Origin of the sequence: Streptomyces sp. NPDC015532 (assembly GCF_043078065.1) — a bacterium.
Lineage (GTDB): Bacteria > Actinomycetota > Actinomycetes > Streptomycetales > Streptomycetaceae > Streptomyces.
In genome coordinates, this window is record NZ_JBIBSY010000004.1 from 577,609 (window position 1) to 595,146 (window position 17,538).

The window sequence follows — 17,538 nt, forward strand, 5'->3', positions numbered from 1 at the left end:
AATAAAGAGTGACGGGCGACGAATTCGGCGGCCCATTGAACAACTGTGGCGCACCACACGTTTCTTGAAGGTATGGAGGAGCCCCTGGTACCGCTAGTACCCATGTCCCACACCGCACACATACGAAGCCACCGGAAGCCCCGTCGCAACGCTCCGTCGCTCGCGATGCGCGCCGGAGTTGCCGGTGGCGTCCTCAGCACCCTGGCAGTGGCCGGTGCAGCGGGTTCGGCGAGCGCCGCCGAGCCCGTGACGCAGACCATGGAACTGCCGACCCTGACGGCCGATCTGGCCACCCAGGTCGCCGAGTCCGCGGATGCCACCCAGCAGACCGCGGCCAACTACCAGCTTCAGGCGGAGCGCGACGCGGCGGCCGCCAAGGCCGCCAAGCAGGCCAAGGCCGACCTGGCCGACGCCAAGCACAAGGCCGAGACCAAGAAGAAGGCCGAGGCCGCACGCAAGGCCGCGGCGGCCGACGCCGTCTCGCGTTCCTCGGCGCGGACCGTCCTGTCGGCGAGCGCGTCCACGTCCACGAACGTCGCCGCCCCGGCCAGCGGCAGTGTCGCGACCGTCGTGGCCTTCCTCAAGGCCCAGGTCGGCGACGCGTACGTCATGGGCGGCACCGGACCCAACGCGTGGGACTGTTCCGGTCTGGTGCAGGCGGCGTTCAAGCAGGTCGGCGTCGACCTGCCGCGCGTCTCGCAGGACCAGTCGGTGTCCGGTACGCCGGTTTCCCTGTCCAATGTCCAGGTCGGCGACATTCTGTACTGGGGTGCGGCCGGTTCGGCGTACCACGTCGGGGTGTACATCGGTAACGGGCAGTACCTCGACGCGGCCAACCCCTCCAAGGGTGTCGTGATCCAGGACCTCTCGGGCTACCCGGCCACGGGCGCGGTGCGCGTGCTCTGACCCGCGGGTGTCTTCCGGAGGACCGCTTCCTGTGCGGGGAGCGGTCCTTCGGGCTGTTCCGGAGCGGGCTCCCGGCTGTTCCGGAGAGCGGGATGCCGTCCGTTCCGAAGGCGGTGGGGATGCCCGAGCGGCGCGAGCGGGCAGAAGCCCGTCGCGCCGCCGAGGAGTCGGGCCGTCCCGTCGACCGCCCGGGCAGCTCGCGGGGTCAGGCCTTCGGGGCCACCTTCGAGAGGCCGTTGATGATGCGGTCCATCGCGTCGCCGCCCGTCGGGTCGGTGAGGTTCGCGAGCATCTTCAGGGTGAACTTCATCAGCATCGGGTGGGTCAGGCCGCGCTGGGCGGCGATCTTCATGACCTTCGGGTTGCCGATGAGCTTCACGAAGGCGCGGCCGAGGGTGTAGTAGCCGCCGTAGGTGTCCTTGAGGACACGCGGGTAGCGCTGGAGGGCCAGCTCGCGCTGGGCCGGGGTGGCACGCGCGTGGGCCTGGACGATGACGTCGGCGGCGATCTGGCCGGACTCCATGGCGTAGGCGATGCCCTCGCCGTTGAAGGGGTTCACCAGACCGCCGGCGTCACCCACCAGCAGCAGGCCCTTGGTGTAGTGCGGTTGACGGTTGAAGGCCATCGGGAGGGCCGCGCCGCGGATCGGGCCGGTCATGTTCTCGGGGGTGTAGCCCCAGTCCTCCGGCATCGAGGCGCACCAGGCCTTCAGGACCTCGCGCCAGTCGAGCTCCTTGAAGGAGTCGGAGGTGTTGAGGACACCGAGGCCGACGTTCGAGGTGCCGTCGCCCATGCCGAAGATCCACCCGTAGCCGGGCAGCAGACGGTCCTCGGCGCCCCGGCGGTCCCACAGCTCCAGCCACGACTCCAGGTAGTCGTCCTCGTGACGCGGCGAGGTGAAGTACGTACGGACCGCGACGCCCATCGGGCGGTCCTCGCGGCGGTGCAGGCCCATCGCGAGGGAGAGGCGGGTGGAGTTGCCGTCCGCCGCCACCACCAGCGGGGCGTGGAAGGTCACCTCCCGCTTCTCCTTGGAGTCGGCGTCGCCCAGCTTCGCGTGCACGCCGGTGATCCGGCCGGTGCGCTCGTCGAGGATCGGGGCGCCGACGTTGCAGCGCTCGTGCAGCCGCGCGCCCGCCTTCTGCGCCTGGCGGGCGAGCTGCTCGTCGAAATCGTCCCGCTTGCGCACGAGTCCGTAGTCGGGGAAGGAGGCGAGATCCGGCCAGTCGAGCTGGAGGCGCACGCCGCCGCCGATGATGCGCAGCCCCTTGTTCCGGAGCCAGCCGGCTTCCTCGGAGATGTCGATGCCCATCGACACGAGCTGCTTGGTGGCGCGCGGGGTCAGACCGTCGCCGCAGACCTTCTCGCGCGGGAAGGCCGTCTTCTCCAGGAGCAGGACGTCGAGTCCCGCCTTCGCCAGGTAGTACGCGGTGGTCGAACCGGCTGGCCCGGCCCCGACGACGATGACGTCGGCGGTGTTTTCGGAGAGCGGCTGGGGCTCGGTCACGGCGGGTTCTCCCCAAGACTCGAAATCAACGTGCCGACGGGCACTGGACATGGGCAGTCTATGCAGCGGTACCGATCACCCGGCTGAAGGGCTGCCCCCGTGAACCGAGTTCTCCCCGATGTACGCCTGCGCGTTCCCACCGACGAGGACGCTCTCGCCTGGCACCGGGTCTTCGACGACCCCGAGGTCATGGAGTTCCACGGGGGCCGCGCGGCCGAGCGGTCCGTCTACGAGGAACTCACGGCCCGCCAGCGGCGGCACGACGCGGAGCACGGGTTCTGCCTGTGGACCATGGTGGGTCCCGGGGACGAGGTGCTGGGCTTCACGGGCGCGCAGCCGTGGCCGCACGCCTGGGGTCCGGCCGGGCAGATCGAGATCGGCTGGCGGCTGGGCCGGGCGCACTGGGGCAAGGGGTACGTCACGGCGGCGGCGCGGACCACGCTGGAGCGGGTCCGCGCGGCGGGCGTCACGGACGTCGTCGCCATGGTCAACGCGGGCAACACCCGTTCCATCGCGGTGACGAGACGGCTCGGCATGGAACTCGCGGAGCGGTTCACGCTGCCCTCGTCGCAGCAGGAGGGCCACCGCTACCGGCTGGCCCTGTGACGGAGTCCGGCGCGTCTCCTCATGGCTTCCGGAAGGGCACGGGCGAGGCTTACCCTGCCGGTACCGCTGGGGGTGACGTCTGTGCGCATTACACCCAAGACACCCGAAGTGCGCGTACCGCGGCTCGTCGGTCTGATGGCCGTGGACGCGCGTGAGACGGCCGAGGCGCGTGGTGTTCTGCTCGCCGCGCCCGACCGGCCCGATTTCCATCGGACGGTCGTCGACTACGTCGTACGGCAATTTCCGCAGCCCGGTGCCGAGGTGCCGCGCGGAGCCGTCGTCACGGTGTGGTTCGACCTGGGGGACGCGGAGGGCGGCGCCGGAGTGCGTGAACCGCGTCCGCCCTGCCCGCCGTCGGGCGGGCTGCGCCGCGAACTCGACCTGCCCGGCGACCCGTTCGTGGTCCTGAGGTAGCTCGTTCGCGGTCCCGAGGCAGCTGGTCCGGACGGGTTCCCCGGGGGACGGACGCCGAGCGGGGTCAGGCCTGCTTGTAGCCCCGGTGGAGAGCCACGATGCCGCCCGTCAGGTTGCGCCAGGCCACCTTCGACCAGCCGGCCTCGATCAGCCGCCGGCCCAGTTCCGGCTGGGTCGGCCAGGCGCGGATGGACTCGGCGAGATAGACGTACGCGTCGGGGTTGGAGGAGGCGGCGCGGGCGACCGGGGGCAGCGCGCGCATCAGGTACTCGGTGTAGACGGTACGGAACGGCGCCCAGGTGGGGTGCGAGAACTCGCAGATCACGACGCGTCCGCCCGGCTTGGTCACGCGGTACAGCTCGCGGAGCGCGGTGTCGGTGTCCTGCACGTTGCGCAGTCCGAAGGAGATCGTGACGGCGTCGAACGTGTCGTCCTTGAAGGGCAGCCTGGTCGCGTCGCCGGCGGTCAGCGGCAGCCAGGGGTGGTTGCGCTTGCCGACGCGGAGCATCCCGAGGGAGAAGTCGCAGGGGACGACGTACGCGCCGGTGCGGGCGAAGGGGAGCGACGAGGTCGCGGTGCCGGCCGCGAGGTCGAGGATCTTCTGCGCGGGGCGCGCGTCGACCGCCTTCGCGACCTCCTTGCGCCACGCCCGGTCCTGTCCGAGCGACAGCAGGTCGTTCGTCAGGTCGTACCGTTCCGCCACGTCGTCGAACATCGAGGCGACTTCGTGCGGCTGCTTGTCCAGGGATGCGCGGGTCACGGTCCCCATTGTGGCAGTACGGGCCGGACGACTCTCCGGCGCCCGGCCGGGAATCGTTCTCCGTTCCCGTCGTACGGGAAAGCGCCGCACCCGCCCCGTGCACCACGGGACGGGTACGGCGCTGTCCGGCGGGCCGGGTGCTAGCGCACCGGCTCCGGGATCGGGGTGAACACCGCGGTGATGGTGTGGTCGGCGTCCATCGTGATCGTGTAGTTCGGCGTGGTGTCGGTCTGGAGCACGCCGTCGACCTGCCAACCGGTGAACTGGAAGCCAGGGCTTGTATCGACGGTGACGGTGACCTGTGTACCGGGGTCGTACGGCCCGTACTCGCTCGGCCTGAGGCTGCCTCCGGCGGGAGGGCTGGAGGCCATGGTGAGGGAGACCCTGTTGGTGACCAGGGAGGTCCGATAGCCCGCCAGATACTCGGCGGCCCTGGTCGCGTTGCCGGCGTTGTTGTTGTTCTCGTCGCCGAGGGCCTCGCCGTTGAGCAGGTTGACGGTGTTGGAGTACTGGTTGACGACCGTGCACGCCCGGGTGCAGGCGCTGGAGTAGGCCATGATCGTGTGGTGCCGCTGGTCGGAGGTGACGAAGCCGTAGTTGTCGGTGCCCGCGGGAGTCGTGCCGCCCTGGTCCACCACCGTCTTGCGGTCGTGCTGGAGACCGAAGTTGTGACCGATCTCGTGCGCGAGGTTCTCCCACGCCGTGATCGAGAAGGCGCTGGTGACCGAGAAGGCGTTGTTGCTGGTCGTCGGGCCCGCCGGGGTGGGCAGGTTGGCCTGTCCGGAGCTGTCCTCCGCGGGGATGGCGGCGATGAGCGCCACCAGGTCGGCGCCGAAGGCGGCCCGCTGGGCGGCGGCCGTGGCGCCGAGCGTCAGGTTCGCGGGATTGCTGATCATGTTCAGCAGGGTTCCGGCGTTCTCACGGGCGACGCCGGTCGCCTGGGTCTGGTAGGTGTTGACGACATGCACGCTGGCCGGCACGTAGCTGGTCGCGAGTGCCCTGTTGAGCTGGTTCACGCCGTAGTCGATCCGGCTCTGGACCGCCGCGACCGAACCGAGTTCGGTGACGGTCGCCGGGGTGTAGGCGACGACGATGTCGATGGCCGCGGGATTGTCGGGGGTGGCGATCCGCAGACCCGGCTTGTGCGGCTTGACCGACCGGGTCGGCGGCGCGGTCACGGTGTCGACGCCCTGTCCGCTGGGGGGCAGTTTCAGGGCGTCGATCTCCTGGAGCAGGTACCGGCCCGGCCGCTTGGCCAGCGGCTTGTACAGATACTGGCGGAAGCCCGCCTCGATCTCACCGGAAAGGGTGACCGGCCCGGCCGTGCACGCCCCGATGACGGACACGGAGATCGTGTTCTCCGGATGCCTCGGGTCGTGGCCGGACCAGAACACGGTGCCGTTCGGTTCGTGGCGTTTGAAGTCCTCGATCGCCGTGAAGCCCTTGCCGTGCTCGAAGAGCGGGAAGGTGCGGCGCTCGGGCACCCCGTCCTTGTGATCGCGGCACAGCGAATGGAAGTCCTTGGGATTCGCGCGCATCACGGCGCTGCGCTTCACCCAGGGCTCGGGGTCGTGCCCGCGGCCGGCTCCGGCGGCCGCGGGTGTGTTCAGGGCCAGTGACAGGGCGGCGGTGAGTGCGGTCGCCGCGGTGGACGCGGCGAACAGGGAACGACGCATGAGGTACGTCAGCCTCTCTGTGGCGGTTTCCCTCATGCTTCGCAGCCAAGATCACGCCCGGCTCGTTGTACGCGTCCTCACACCGCCAACCGGGGCGAGGGTTCACCCTTCGAGCCGCTACGGCAGCAGCCGGGGCCGTCTCCGGGCGGCCACGTCCTCGACCCAGCCGAACAGGGGGATCGCGATCCCGATCAGCACCCAGCCGACGCCGAACATGAACCACTGGCTCTCCAGGGGCAGCCATTTCTCGAAGGCCGGCACCTTCCAGAACTGGTCGATCAGCGGGACGGCCAGGATCAGCGCGATCTCGTGCCAGAGGTAGATCGTCACCGCCCGCCCGTTGAAGACCGTCACCGTGCGGTCGAGCCGCCTGAAGCGGGCCAGCCAGGCGAAGTCGACGTCGTAGTACGCCTTGAAGTACATCAGCGGCGTCACGAAGCCCGCCGACCAGAAGGCCTGGGCGAGAGGGATCTCGTCGAGGTCGTACGTGCCGTACTCCGACCGGTGCGCGAGGGCGTACCAGCCGCCGTACGCGAGCGCGGCAGCCGAGGCGAGGAGCACCGCGGCCGGCCGCAGACGCTGGAGCACCCCCTCACGGTGGGCGAAGCCGACGAGCCAGCAGAAGAGATAGACGGCGAGGTCCGTGAGGGCGCTGCCGAGACGGCCGTCCGAGGGGTGCGGGCCGTACTGGAGGACGAGGACCGGGACGAGCGAGAGGAGCAGCACCGGGACCGGGGCCTTGCGGAAGATCTTCAGCAGCGGCGGGGAGAGCAGCACGAACCAGAGGTACGTGCGCAGGTACCAGAGAATCTCCCAGGCCTGCGCGCCCCACTGATTCCCCGGAGGGTCTCCGATCGGGACGACCCAGAACACGATCTGCCAGCCCGGCATCCAGCCGTGGACCAGCATCGCCACCACGACGAAGAAGCCCCAGAACCAGAACGGCGGCAGCAGGCGCCGTATTCGGCTCCGGACCACGGTGAGGGCGGGGCGCTCCAGGGACTTGGCCATCAGCGTGCCGGCGAGCGCGAACATCACGCCCATCGACGGGAAGACCAGTCCGGCCCAGGCCCAGCCGAAGGTGTGATAGCTGACGACACGGACCAGGGCGACAGCGCGGAGAGCGTCGAAGTACCGGTCACGGCCCCCCGCTCCCTTCTCGCGGGAAGGGGACGGCACCGGGGCCGGCCCGGTCGCAGCCTCCGCCGTCGCCGTCGCCGTCTCCGTCAAGACGGGGTCCTCCGGCTCGGGAACGTCCGGCCACCGCTCCTCGTACGGGGCCGACTGCTCGTACGCCATCGGCTGCTCGTACGACGGGGCCTGCTCGTACGACGCGGTCTGGTCGTACGGGAGCCCTTGCCCGGGGTCGTAGGCGTACCCGCCGTCGTACCCGTACGCGCGGCCGTGACCGTACCCCCCGTCGTACCCGTACCCGTACTCGCCCTCGTACCCCTGGCCCTGCTGTTCCGCGCCCCAGGTCATCTAGCTCACCCCTGCCGGGGTTCCGACCTCGCCCGTGCGCTTGAGCTTCTGCCAGCGGAGCCGGCCGCCGGTCAGGGCTGTGACGCAGGAGTGGATCAGGACCAGGTACATCATCTGGCGGTAGGCGAGCTGCTGGAGCGGCAGCATCGCGAGGTAGCGGTACTTCTCCCGGTCGAGCCGGAACGCGTAGGCCGCGCAGACCAGTTGGACCGCGAGGACGGCCACCCAGGCGATCAGCGCGGCCCGGAAGTCCACGAAGATCATCGAATAGGCGGTGAACACGTCGATGAGCGGCGCGAAGACCGGCGTGACGATCTGGAAGAGCACCACCAGCGGCATGCCCACGCGGCCGAAGCGCCCCGAAGGCCCCTTGTCCGTCAGGGACTTGCGGTGCTTCCACAGCGCCTGCATGGTGCCGTACGACCAGCGGTAGCGCTGCGACCAGAGCTGCTTGAGCGAACCGGGCGCCTCCGTCCAGGCCTTGGCGTGCTCCTGGTAGACGACCCGCCATCCCGCGCGGTGCATGGCGATGGTGATGTCGGTGTCCTCGGCGAGCGTGTCCTCGCTCATGCCGCCGACCTCCAGCACCGCCTCCCGGCGGAACGCCCCGATCGCGCCGGGGATGGTGGGCATGCAGCGCAGCAGGTCGTACATGCGGCGGTCGAGATTGAAGCCCATCACGTACTCGATGTGCTGCCAGGCCCCGATCACGGTGTCGCGGTTGCCGACCTTGGCGTTGCCCGCGACCGCCCCGATCTCCGGGTCGGCGAAGGGCTGGACGAGCTGGTGCACGGCGTCCGGCTCGAAGACGGTGTCCCCGTCCATCATCACGACGACGTCGTGACGGGCGTTGCGCACGCCGTTGTTGAGCGCGGCGGGCTTGCCGGCGTTCGCCTGCCGGATGACCCGGACGTTCGGCATGCCGAGCGACTCGGCGATCCCGGACGTGTCGTCCTCGGAACCGTCGTCGACCACGATGATCTCGATCGGATGCGTGCTCCTCGCCAGCGACCTCAGGGTGTTGGCGATGCATTCCTTCTCGTTGTACGCGGGCACGATCACCGTCACCGGCCGGGTGACCGTCGGTCCCCAGCTGAACTTCCCGCCCCGGCCGCGTCCGCGGTTGCGCCGGCGGTGGTGACGGCGGGCGAGAACCAGCATCATCGCGAACCGGCCCATGACGGCGACGCCGACGACCACGAGGAACCAGGACAGCGCCGGGACGACCCATTCGGCGACCGCCACGGCGTAGACGAGTGCCTTGCCCTCGTAGAGAGTCGCGCCGGTGACCTTCCGCTGACCCGCCTGCGCCTCGGCGCTCGCGGGCGCACCAGCCGACGGGCCGGTGGCCGCCGAGGTGCCGCCCGACCCGGACGCGCCCCCGTTCGGAGCGGCGGCGGACGCGCCCCGGTCCGACGCGGCCCGGGAGGCGCCCCGGTCCCGTGCGGCCCCGGACGCCGACCGGTTCAGTTCGGCCTGGGCGCCGCTGACGGTGGTGAAGGTGTAGCCCTTCGCCTTCATCTTCTTGATGTACGTGTCGAGCGCCTCGACCGTCTGCGAACGGTCGCCGCCCGCGTCGTGCATGAGGACGATGGCGCCCTGGTTCTTCTTCGGTGTCGCCCACCGGACGATCTTCGAGACGCCCGGCTTCTTCCAGTCGTCGCTGTCGGTGTCGACGAAGACGCTGGTGTAGCCGAGGCCGCCGAGCTCCTTGTAGACGGGCCAGCTGTAGTTGTCGACGGCGCTGATCTCCGACGAGTACGGGGCACGGAACAGCGTGGTGGTGATGCCGGCCGCGCCCGCGAGGGCCAACTGGGTCTGCTTCAGCTCGCGTTGGAGGCGTGCGGTGCTCTGGTAGGAGAGGTCGACGTGGGTGAAGGTGTGGATGCCGACCTCGTTGCCCTGGTCCACCAGGTTCTTCACCACGCCGGGGTAGCGGGAGACCATCGAGCCGACCAGGAAGAAGGTGGCCTCGACGTCGTTCTTCTCCAGGACCTTCAGGACTTCGGGCGTCCAGTTCGGGGTCGGTCCGTCGTCGAAGGTGAGCACGATGGTCTTCTTCGGCACGGACTGCGTCTTCGCGGTGCCGCCGGTGAACGTCAGGATGGGCCCGCCGTCGAGGATCTTCCGGGGGACCTTGTCGTAGGCGGCGCCGTCGCGCACGCGGGCGTCGTTGCCGATCTCCGAGCGCAGATAGCCGTCGAGCAGCATGACGCTGATGAGCGCCAGCAGGAGCGTCAGGGCGAGGATGACACGGGGTTTCTGGAGCGCGGCGGCCTTCCCGGCGGCCCGCTCCAGCCTGGAGGGGGCCCGCCGTCGGCCGCGCGTCGGTGTCGTCGTGGTCATGAGAGTGGGTGCTCCCCCGTCACTCGGTGCCGGGGGAGGCAGAGGCCCCGGCGGTTGTCGTGGCGGTGGAGGACGCCCCGGCCGTCGCGGCGGCGGAGGGCGTGGACCCGGCGGGCAAAGACGGCGGCGGGCTGCCGGTGGGCGCCGCGTCCGGCGTGCCGCTCGGGACGGTGCCGATGTGCGGCCCGCCGTAGCCCCCGTCGGGGGCGGAGCCGGCCCGGCCGCCGTCGAAGGGGAGGAGCGAGGAAGGCGTCAGCGAGGTGCCCCAGCCCATGAAGGCCATGCCGAGCACGACGGCGTAGCCGAGGCAGCCGACGCAGACGAGCATCCCGACTCTGCTCAGCAGGCGGGCGCGGCGCCCGGAGTTGTCAACGAACACAGGGCCGGCCTCGGCCCCGCTGCCGCGTTTGCGGCGGCGGCCACGCACCTGGGCACGGTTTTCGACGGCGGACTCGGATTGCATTCCCCAGACGGTAGGACGCGTTTATGTGTCAAAAACTCCGAGTTCCGTATGAACGGACCATGAGAGACGCCCCAACCTGTATTTTCTCTATGAGAATCGGGAAATACCCGCACGACTCAGGCCTGATGAATATGGGAGATATGCACCCTTCCGGAGCCCGAATCACCCCCTTTGTCGGCATACTCGCTCACGATTCCCCTTCGTGATCCCCATTCGGTATTCCGTTCCGGATGTGACACATTTCCAGTCGGGGAACAACCGTTTGCTTTCTTTTCTGAGACAGACATCACGAGAGTGGGTGCGTGCGGAATGCGGAGTTTCCTGAGGCCGGCCGCGGGGGTCGTCTGCGCGGTGGCCCTGGCCTGTACGGGCTGCTCCTCGGGTGGCGGCGCCTCGGACCCGGCGTCCGCGGGAGCCGGCCGCACGACGGCCGCGGCGGCGTCACCGAACCCGGGCACGACGAAGTCGTCGGCCACCTCGTACGCCCCGTACGTGAGCGCCACGACCGCCGCCGACACCGATGCCGCGGGGTCGCCGACCACGTACAACCTGGCCTTCGTGATCTCGGACGGCAGCGGCTGCACTCCGGAATGGGACGGCATGTACGCGATCGGCGACACGGCCGTGAAGTCCCGGGTCTCGGCGCTGGAGAAGTCCGGCGCACGGGTGCGGGTGTCGTTCGGCGGCGCCTCCGGCAAGGAGCTGGCGTCGACGTGCGACACCGCGAGCGACCTCGCCGCCGCCTACGGGGCGGCACTGGACGCGGCCGGCTCCACCCAGGCCGACTTCGACATCGAGGGCGCCCAGTTGAGCGACTCCGGCTCGGTCGCGCTGCGCTCCGAGGCCGTCGCGCTGCTCCAGAAGAAGCGTCCCGGACTGACGGTGTCCTTCACGCTGCCCGTGATGCCGTCGGGCCTCGACGCCGACGGCCTGGCCCTCCTGGAGTCAGCCAACGACCACTCGGTGGACGTCTCCACGGTCAACATCATGACCATGAACTACGGCAGTTCGTACGCCGACGACATGGGCGACTACGCGATCACGTCCGCCGAGGCGGCCCACGGCCAGCTGAAGAAGGTGTTCGGACTGTCGGACGCCGAGGCCTGGCAGGGGCTCGCGCTCACCTCGATGATCGGCGTCAACGACGTGGACAACGAGACGTTCGGACTCCCGGACGCGGCGCAGGTACGGGAGTTCGCCGAGAAGAAGGGGGTGGCCTGGGTGTCGATGTGGTCGACGTTCCGGGACCGGCAGTGCGAGAAGGGCAGCGCCACGGCGGGCGACGCGGCGACCGACTGCAGCGGGGTGAAACAGGACGCTGGGGCGTTCGCGAAGGCGTTCGCGGGCTGAGCCGGCGCCACGTGCCGTGATCAGCGGCTCCGGTACACCAGCCGCCCGCCGATCACGGTCGCCACGCAGGTTCCCGCACCGCGCCGGACCAGTTCGGCGCGGTCCGCGACGTCGAACACGGCGAACCGGGCGGGACCGCCCGGCACGAGCCCCGGCAGCATGATCAGCGGGGTCGGGGACAGCGCCGGTGGACCCACGAGCGGGTCCGGCCGCCGCCCCACCGCGAGACCGACCCTGCGCACCGCGTCGACCACGGCTCGCGACCGCAGTTCCCCGCCCACCGCCACCGTGCCGTGCGCCAGCAACCTCTGGATCCCGCGCCGCGCGCTCGCGCCGACGCGCGCGGGATCGGCGCGGAAGATCCGCTTGGCCCGCTCCCCGCCGATGGGCTCGGTGCCGAAGCCCGCGGCCTCGCGCGGGTCCGGGTGGTACATGGCTTCCAGGAGCTCCGGGCCGTACGGGTTGAGCAGTCCCGGCGTCAGGATTCCGGGCCAGCGCCGCACCTTCGCGAGCGGATGGGCGGCGGCCAGTTCCTCGTACGGGCCGACGGCGGCGACGACCGCCCCGTCGACCAGGACCGAGGTCCCGGCCGACTGCTCGGCTACGTGAAGTGTCAGCACGGCGCGGCTAGTTGGAGGCCAGCAGCTTCAGCTCGGGGTGCGCTGTGCCGCCCTCGATCGCCGTCGAGGAGATGTGGGACATGACGCGCTCGTCGACCGGGTCGTTCGCCGGGTCGTCGTGGACGACGATGTGCTCGTACGTCGTGGTCCGCTGGGCGGGGACACGGTCCGCCTTGCGGATCAGGTCGATGATCTCCATGCGGTTGGAGCGGTGCTTGGCACCGGCGGAGGAGACGACGTTCTCCTCCAGCATGATCGAGCCGAGGTCGTCCGCGCCGTAGTGCAGGGAGAGCTGGCCGACCTCCTTGCCGGTGGTCAGCCAGGAGCCCTGGATGTGGGCGACGTTGTCCAGGAACAGGCGGGCGATCGCGATCATCCGCAGGTACTCGAAGAGCGTCGCCTGCGTACGGCCCTTCAGGTGGTTGTTCTCCGGCTGGTAGGTGTACGGGATGAAGGCGCGGAAGCCGCCCGTCCGGTCCTGTACGTCGCGGATCATCCGCAGGTGCTCGATGCGCTCGGCGTTGGTCTCGCCGGTGCCCATCAGCATGGTGGACGTCGACTCGACGCCCAGGCCGTGCGCGATCTCCATGATCTCCAGCCACCGCTCGCCGCTCTCCTTGAGCGGGGCGATCGCCTTGCGCGGGCGGGCGGGGAGCAGTTCGGCGCCGGCGCCCGCGAACGAGTCGAGACCGGCCGCGTGGATCCGCTGGACGGCCTCCTCCACGCTCACCTTGGAGATACGGGCCATGTGCTCGACCTCGGACGCGCCGAGGGAGTGGATGACCAGCTCGGGGTAGGCGCCCTTGATCGCGGCGAAGTGCTTCTCGTAGTACTCGACGCCGTAGTCCGGGTGGTGCCCGCCCTGGAACATGATCTGCGTACCGCCGAGCTCGACGGTCTCCGCGCAGCGGCGCAGGATGTCGTCGAGGTCGCGGGTCCAGCCCTTGGCGGTGTCCTTGGGAGCCGCGTAGAACGCGCAGAACTTGCACGCCGTGACGCACACGTTCGTGTAGTTGATGTTGCGCTCGATGATGTACGTCGCGATGTGCTCCGTACCCGCGTACCTGCGGCGGCGTACGGCGTCGGCGGCTGCGCCGAGCGCGTGCAGCGGGGCGTCGCGGTAGAGGACGAGCGCCTCTTCCGGAGTGATGCGCCCACCCTCGGCGGCACGGTCCAGCACGGACTGAAGGTCGGCCTTCTCGGTCACCGGGAGCGTCCCTTTCGTAAGGGTTGTGGACAGACCCAACCACCCTACGCCAGCCCGCCCGACCGGCCGACGCCAGGCCCGCCGCCCCGCCGCGCCGACCCAGCCGACCGCGCCGGCCGGTGTCAGGCCGCGTAAGCCCCGATCAGCAGGCCCACGTACGCCCCCGCGATCAGGAAGGGGCCGAACGGGATCGACGTCTTGCGCCCCGCGCGTCGCGCGATCACCAGCACCGTCCCGTACAGCGCGCCGAACAGGAACCCGGCGAAGGTCCCGAGGACGACCACGCTCCACCCGTACCAGCCGAGCACCGCGCCGAGACCGAGGGCCAGTTTCACGTCGCCGAAGCCCATGCCGTTCGGGTTGACGAGGAAGAGCACGAAGTACCCGCCCCCGAGCGCGAGCGCCCCGAACAGCGCGGTCGGCCAGTCCCCCGCGTGCTCGGGCAGCACGGCGGCCGCCCCGAGCAGCACGAGCGCCGCCGCCGCGAGCGGCAGGGTCAGCGCGTCGGGCAGCCGCTGCACCCGGAAGTCCACCACGGCGAGCAGCACGCCGAGCGGCGTGAGCAGCAGCCAGACGCCCAGCTCCGGGCGCGTACCGGTCGCGGCGGCGAGCCCGGCGCAGAGCAGGGCGGTGACCGGCGCGACGAGGAGGACGCCGGGGCCGTAACGGGTTCCGCCCGGCGAACGGGCGAGCCCCAGCCATCCCCGCGCGGCCCCGGTGATCGGCTGCCCCTCGGGACAGCGGTCCCGCCACGGTTCGTCGGGGTCGACGGCGAAGCGGTACGCGGGCCGGGGCACCAGGAGCCCGGCCGCCGCACCCCAGAGTGCGGCGACGGCGACGAGCCAGAGGTCGAGATCCACGCGTTCCCCCCAGGAAGAGTGACTCCGGAGTGTCTCCGGTGCGACGGCCACGGCAGCCGCGAGATCCGTACCGTCGGCGGCCTGCCCCGATACGGATCCGACGGCCGGGTCGGTGAGGTCAGCTCACCGCGGCCGCGCCGCTCCGCCAGGTGGGCAGCAGTTCGTCGAGCAGCGCCTCCGTCCGGGGCGGCAGCCCCCGCGCCCCGCTGCGGGCCACCAGGTCCGCGGCGAGCCGCTTCACCTTGTCCTCGTCCCCCGTGGCGTGCGTCGCGCGCAGCAGCTCGTTCCACAGCCGTTCGTCCGCCGGCGCCGAGTTCATCGACGCGTTCAGCGCCTCGATCGCCTTCTCCGCCCGGTCCTTCTCCAGGTGGAACGCGGAGAGCGCGAGCCCGATGTCCGCCACGAGCAGCGGCAGTTGGGCGTCGATGATCTCGTGGGTGAGCCAGCCGTACCGTCCTTCGGGACGGTCGGCGAGCAGCGGGCCGCGGACGAGGACGAGCGCGTCGGTGAGCAACCGCCCGCGCACCACACGGCTGTTGACGCCCTTGCCCTGCGTCGCCTCGTGATAGAGGGAGCGCAGCACGTCCAGGTCGGAGACGACGGACTTGGCGAGCGTGAGCCGCCCGGTCGCGTCGGCGCCGAGGCGGGCGGTGCCGTCGGGGTCGGTGCCGAGCCAGCCGCGCAACCGCTCGACGAGCGCGTCCCGCACGTCCTCGGTGACACCGCGCGGCCACAGCGCGGAGGACAGCACGCGTGGGTGCACGCCTTCGCGGTGCAGCAGGAGCAGTGCCAGCGCCTCGTGCAGCAGCGGACTGCGTTCGCCCTCGGGCGTCTCCAGGCCGATGATCTCGTACGGGCCCACGAGCCGCGCGTACACGGCGGGCCGCCCCTGTTCGCTGATGTCGACGAGGAACGGCGGGGTGTCGGTCGGCCCGTCGGGTCCGCCCTCGGGGTCCGCCCCGACGAAGAGTTCCACGACCGCGCGCTGCTGGGCGACCGGCAGTGTCTGCGCGTCGAGTTCGAGCCCGAGGAGCGGAGCGAGCAGCTTGCCCTCGCGGGTGATCTCCATCTCCCAGGCAGCGCCCGGCAGTTCGCCACTCTCGGTGCCGACGAGATAGCCGATCCCCAACCGCCCCGCGTCGGCCGCCAGTTCGGCGAGCCTGAGGGCGTCGACGGGGGACGGCTCGGCGGCGAGGAGGACGAGGTGCGGGGCCCAACGGGTGTGCTGGGCGGGCCCGGTACGGCCGGTGAGCACGGAGTCGTGCCCGGCGGCTCCCAGCGCGCCGCGCCGCTGCCGGGTCTCGGCCTCCATGGTCTCGACGAGCGCCTCGATGTCGTCGAGGTGGCGCAGCCGGTTGGGCGCGAGCGGCGTCAGGTCCTCGCCGAAGCCGACGAGCGTGATCGTCATGCGGTCCGACCAGCCGTTGGTGGCCAGTTCGGCGGCGACGGAGGCGAAGACGCCCGCGCGGTCGGTCGCGCTGCCGCTCAGGGAGACGATGCCGGGCACGGCCTCCAGGTTGAGCAGCAGCCGCGAGTCGTCCATGGTGCCGAGGCTGACGAGGCCGGGGTACGGGGCGGCGGTGTCGGTCTCCTCGTACCGCTCGGCGTCGGCCCGTGCCAGCATCCAGAACGTCTGGTCCTGGCCGAGCTGCCACGGCGTGGGGGGCTTTCCGGCCGGCTGGGCGAGCTGGAGGTGCAGATCGCCGTTGCCGCCGAGCCAGGCCGCGTAGACGGTCGGCAACGGGCGGGATTCGGCGGCGAGAGCGGCCGCGAGCCCGCGCAGCGACAGATCGAGGAGCCGTACGCCGTCGGGGTCGGCACCGACGAGCAGCGCGTCCTGGGCGTCCGCGGCGGATCCGGTCGGAACCGGCGGCTCCATGCCCCGGTGCCCGCGGACGGCACCGAGCGCCGACTGCCACAGGGCCTGGCGGCGGCGCCTGCCGAGGGCGCCGAGGAGGCCGGCGGCGAGGAGCGGCGCGCCGACGAGTGCCTCGGGCAGCCCGAAGGCGGACCCGCTCTCCTCGGCGGCCGGCCGCGAGCTCTGCCCGTCGCGCGAGTCCGTGGCGGCCTCGTCGGCGGCGCGCTCACGCTCCTGGCCCTGGTCGCCGCCGGCCCGCTGCTGGGGCACGCGGAAGTGCGCGGTGTCCCGGTCGGCCCGGTCGGCGCCGCTGCCCTGCCGGCCGCCGGCCTGCTGGTGATCGCCGGTCTTCGCGTAGTCGTGGATCTGCCGCTGGATCTGCGGCTGGGCCTGCTCCGGGATCCCGGGCCTGCCGTCGGGCATCTCGACGAGTTCGCCGCCGTGGGCGTCGCCGGGCATCTCCATGATCCAGCCGGGCCGGATGAGGCTGGCCTCGGACAGCTTGGACCCGTCGGGCTGCGTACGGTCCTTGTTGAGCTCGTAGATCTCCTTGTACCGGCGCCCGTCGCCGAGGTGGCGCTGCGCGACCTCCCAGAGCGAGTCGTGGTGACGGCCCTCGGGCGGCTGGATCCGGTAGTACTTCGTGTCGCCGTGCCGGGCGGACGTGCCGCTGTCCGCCTGCGCCGCGGCCTGGGAGGCGTCGGCGGCCTGTTCGGCGACGGCGGCGGCCGCCGCGGTGGCGGCCCGCTCCTGCTGCCCGAACAGCCCGCCCGGGGTCTGCTGAGCGGCGGCGACGGAGCCGTGCTGATTGCCTTCCAGGCTCTGGCCGAGCTGGGAGAGGCCCGGCGTGAAACTCGCCGCCGCGGCGCCGACGAGCAGGAGTGCCGCGACGAGCTGACGGGCCAGCAACTGGCTCGCCCCCGCGCCCGGGACACGGTTCGGCAGCCCGACGCCCGACAGCGCGGCCTTCATCTCGACGAGGACGCACGCGGTGAACTGCGCCCACGCGAACCACACGATGACCGTCAGCACGTGGATGAACGTGCCGACGGTGATCTCCTGCTGGAGCCAGTCCAGCGAGGGTGCGCCGTGCGGCAGGGGCCAGCCCACGGCCACGACCAGCGCGCCGGGCACGCCGACGAGCAGCACCAGCAGGGCGACGAACGCCCCGAACGCCTTCACGAAGTCCCCGAACGTCCGACGACGCCGGGGCAGGGGCTGCGGCGTCCGATTCCTCGGACCCGGCGAGCCGCCCGTCGAACTGGAAGTGGTGCGTCGCGCCATGGCGGGTGTCCTGGGGTCGTCTGATGAGGGCGTGAGTTCGGGGGTGGCCCGAGCCTACTGAGAGTCTAGGGAGGGTGTCGAAGGTCGGGCAGATGGCATTGTCGACCGCGCGTCCGTTTCGTCACCAACCGTCCCGGACAACCGAGTTGCCGCCCCGCCCCGCGACCCGTCACCCCCGCCGGACCCACACACCCTTCAC

General features: G+C 71.1%; 14 protein-coding genes. 4 read left to right on the plus strand and 10 right to left on the minus strand.

Going from position 1 to position 17,538, the window contains the following annotated elements; translation table 11 throughout:
• Positions 1-72 precede the first annotated feature (72 nt).
• Entirely contained in the window at positions 73-906 is an 834-nt protein-coding gene (locus ACF07B_RS17030) for a C40 family peptidase (protein WP_392179473.1), read from the plus strand.
• 205 nt (positions 907-1,111) lie between these two features.
• On the opposite strand, the gene ACF07B_RS17035 is transcribed toward ACF07B_RS17030, so the two are convergent.
• Complete coding sequence (locus tag ACF07B_RS17035) at positions 1,112-2,413, minus strand: geranylgeranyl reductase family protein (protein WP_362405440.1); 1,302 nt, start codon at positions 2,411-2,413, stop codon at positions 1,112-1,114.
• A gap of 99 nt (positions 2,414-2,512) precedes the next feature.
• On the opposite strand from ACF07B_RS17035, the gene ACF07B_RS17040 reads away from it, so the two are divergent.
• Positions 2,513-3,019 (plus strand): GNAT family N-acetyltransferase, encoded by a 507-nt coding sequence (locus ACF07B_RS17040; RefSeq protein ID WP_392179474.1) that lies wholly within the window; start codon positions 2,513-2,515, stop codon positions 3,017-3,019.
• An 81-nt stretch (positions 3,020-3,100) separates the two neighbouring features.
• The gene (locus tag ACF07B_RS17045) at positions 3,101-3,433 is read left to right on the plus strand and encodes a PASTA domain-containing protein (protein ID WP_362405434.1); all 333 of its coding nucleotides are present in this window, start codon (positions 3,101-3,103) and stop codon (positions 3,431-3,433) included.
• Positions 3,434-3,497: 64 nt separating this feature from the next.
• Here the strand turns inward: ACF07B_RS17045 and ACF07B_RS17050 are convergent, their stop codons facing one another.
• The 5 genes from ACF07B_RS17050 to ACF07B_RS17070 form a co-directional block, all read right to left on the minus strand.
• Positions 3,498-4,193, minus strand: coding sequence for a demethylmenaquinone methyltransferase (locus ACF07B_RS17050; RefSeq protein WP_362405431.1), 696 nt, complete (start codon positions 4,191-4,193; stop codon positions 3,498-3,500).
• Between the two features lie 140 nt (positions 4,194-4,333).
• On the minus strand, positions 4,334-5,869 hold the full coding sequence (locus ACF07B_RS17055) for a reprolysin-like metallopeptidase (protein ID WP_392179475.1): 1,536 nt from the start codon (positions 5,867-5,869) through the stop codon (positions 4,334-4,336).
• Positions 5,870-5,986: 117 nt separating this feature from the next.
• Positions 5,987-7,351 (minus strand): acyltransferase, encoded by a 1,365-nt coding sequence (locus ACF07B_RS17060; protein WP_392179476.1) that lies wholly within the window; start codon positions 7,349-7,351, stop codon positions 5,987-5,989.
• A complete protein-coding gene (locus ACF07B_RS17065) occupies positions 7,352-9,697 on the minus strand; it encodes a bifunctional polysaccharide deacetylase/glycosyltransferase family 2 protein (protein WP_392179477.1) in 2,346 nt (781 codons plus the stop codon).
• A 19-nt stretch (positions 9,698-9,716) separates the two neighbouring features.
• Positions 9,717-10,160, minus strand: a complete 444-nt coding sequence (locus ACF07B_RS17070) for a hypothetical protein (RefSeq protein ID WP_392179478.1) — start codon at positions 10,158-10,160, stop codon at positions 9,717-9,719.
• 309 nt (positions 10,161-10,469) lie between these two features.
• Between ACF07B_RS17070 and ACF07B_RS17075 the strand changes: the two genes are divergently transcribed.
• Positions 10,470-11,510, plus strand: coding sequence for a chitinase (locus tag ACF07B_RS17075; protein WP_392179479.1), 1,041 nt, complete (start codon positions 10,470-10,472; stop codon positions 11,508-11,510).
• A gap of 20 nt (positions 11,511-11,530) precedes the next feature.
• On the opposite strand, the gene ACF07B_RS17080 is transcribed toward ACF07B_RS17075, so the two are convergent.
• From ACF07B_RS17080 to ACF07B_RS17095, 4 genes are all read right to left on the minus strand, one after another.
• Positions 11,531-12,130, minus strand: a complete 600-nt coding sequence (locus tag ACF07B_RS17080) for a hypothetical protein (protein ID WP_369480601.1) — start codon at positions 12,128-12,130, stop codon at positions 11,531-11,533.
• 7 nt (positions 12,131-12,137) lie between these two features.
• Positions 12,138-13,337 carry a cyclic dehypoxanthinyl futalosine synthase gene (gene mqnC, locus ACF07B_RS17085; protein ID WP_351863092.1) on the minus strand — a complete coding sequence of 400 codons (1,200 nt, stop codon included), beginning with the start codon at positions 13,335-13,337 and terminating at the stop codon, positions 12,138-12,140.
• A gap of 122 nt (positions 13,338-13,459) precedes the next feature.
• Entirely contained in the window at positions 13,460-14,197 is a 738-nt protein-coding gene (locus ACF07B_RS17090; protein ID WP_392179480.1) for a prepilin peptidase, read from the minus strand.
• Between the two features lie 118 nt (positions 14,198-14,315).
• Positions 14,316-17,339, minus strand: a complete 3,024-nt coding sequence (locus tag ACF07B_RS17095) for a BTAD domain-containing putative transcriptional regulator (protein WP_392179481.1) — start codon at positions 17,337-17,339, stop codon at positions 14,316-14,318.
• Between the last annotated feature and the right edge of the window lie 199 nt (positions 17,340-17,538).

Bases quoted from the DNA above. Each gene is read 5' to 3' on its own strand.
- ACF07B_RS17030 (WP_392179473.1), top strand. From the start codon at position 73: ATGGAGGAGCCCCTGGTACCGCTAGTACCCATGTCCCACACCGCACAC.
- ACF07B_RS17055 (WP_392179475.1), bottom strand. From the start codon at position 5,869: ATGCGTCGTTCCCTGTTCGCCGCGTCCACCGCGGCGACCGCACTCACC.
- ACF07B_RS17060 (WP_392179476.1), bottom strand. From the start codon at position 7,351: ATGACCTGGGGCGCGGAACAGCAGGGCCAGGGGTACGAGGGCGAGTAC.
- ACF07B_RS17065 (WP_392179477.1), bottom strand. From the start codon at position 9,697: ATGACCACGACGACACCGACGCGCGGCCGACGGCGGGCCCCCTCCAGG.
- ACF07B_RS17070 (WP_392179478.1), bottom strand. From the start codon at position 10,160: ATGCAATCCGAGTCCGCCGTCGAAAACCGTGCCCAGGTGCGTGGCCGC.
- ACF07B_RS17075 (WP_392179479.1), top strand. From the start codon at position 10,470: ATGCGGAGTTTCCTGAGGCCGGCCGCGGGGGTCGTCTGCGCGGTGGCC.
- ACF07B_RS17095 (WP_392179481.1), bottom strand. From the start codon at position 17,339: ATGGCGCGACGCACCACTTCCAGTTCGACGGGCGGCTCGCCGGGTCCG.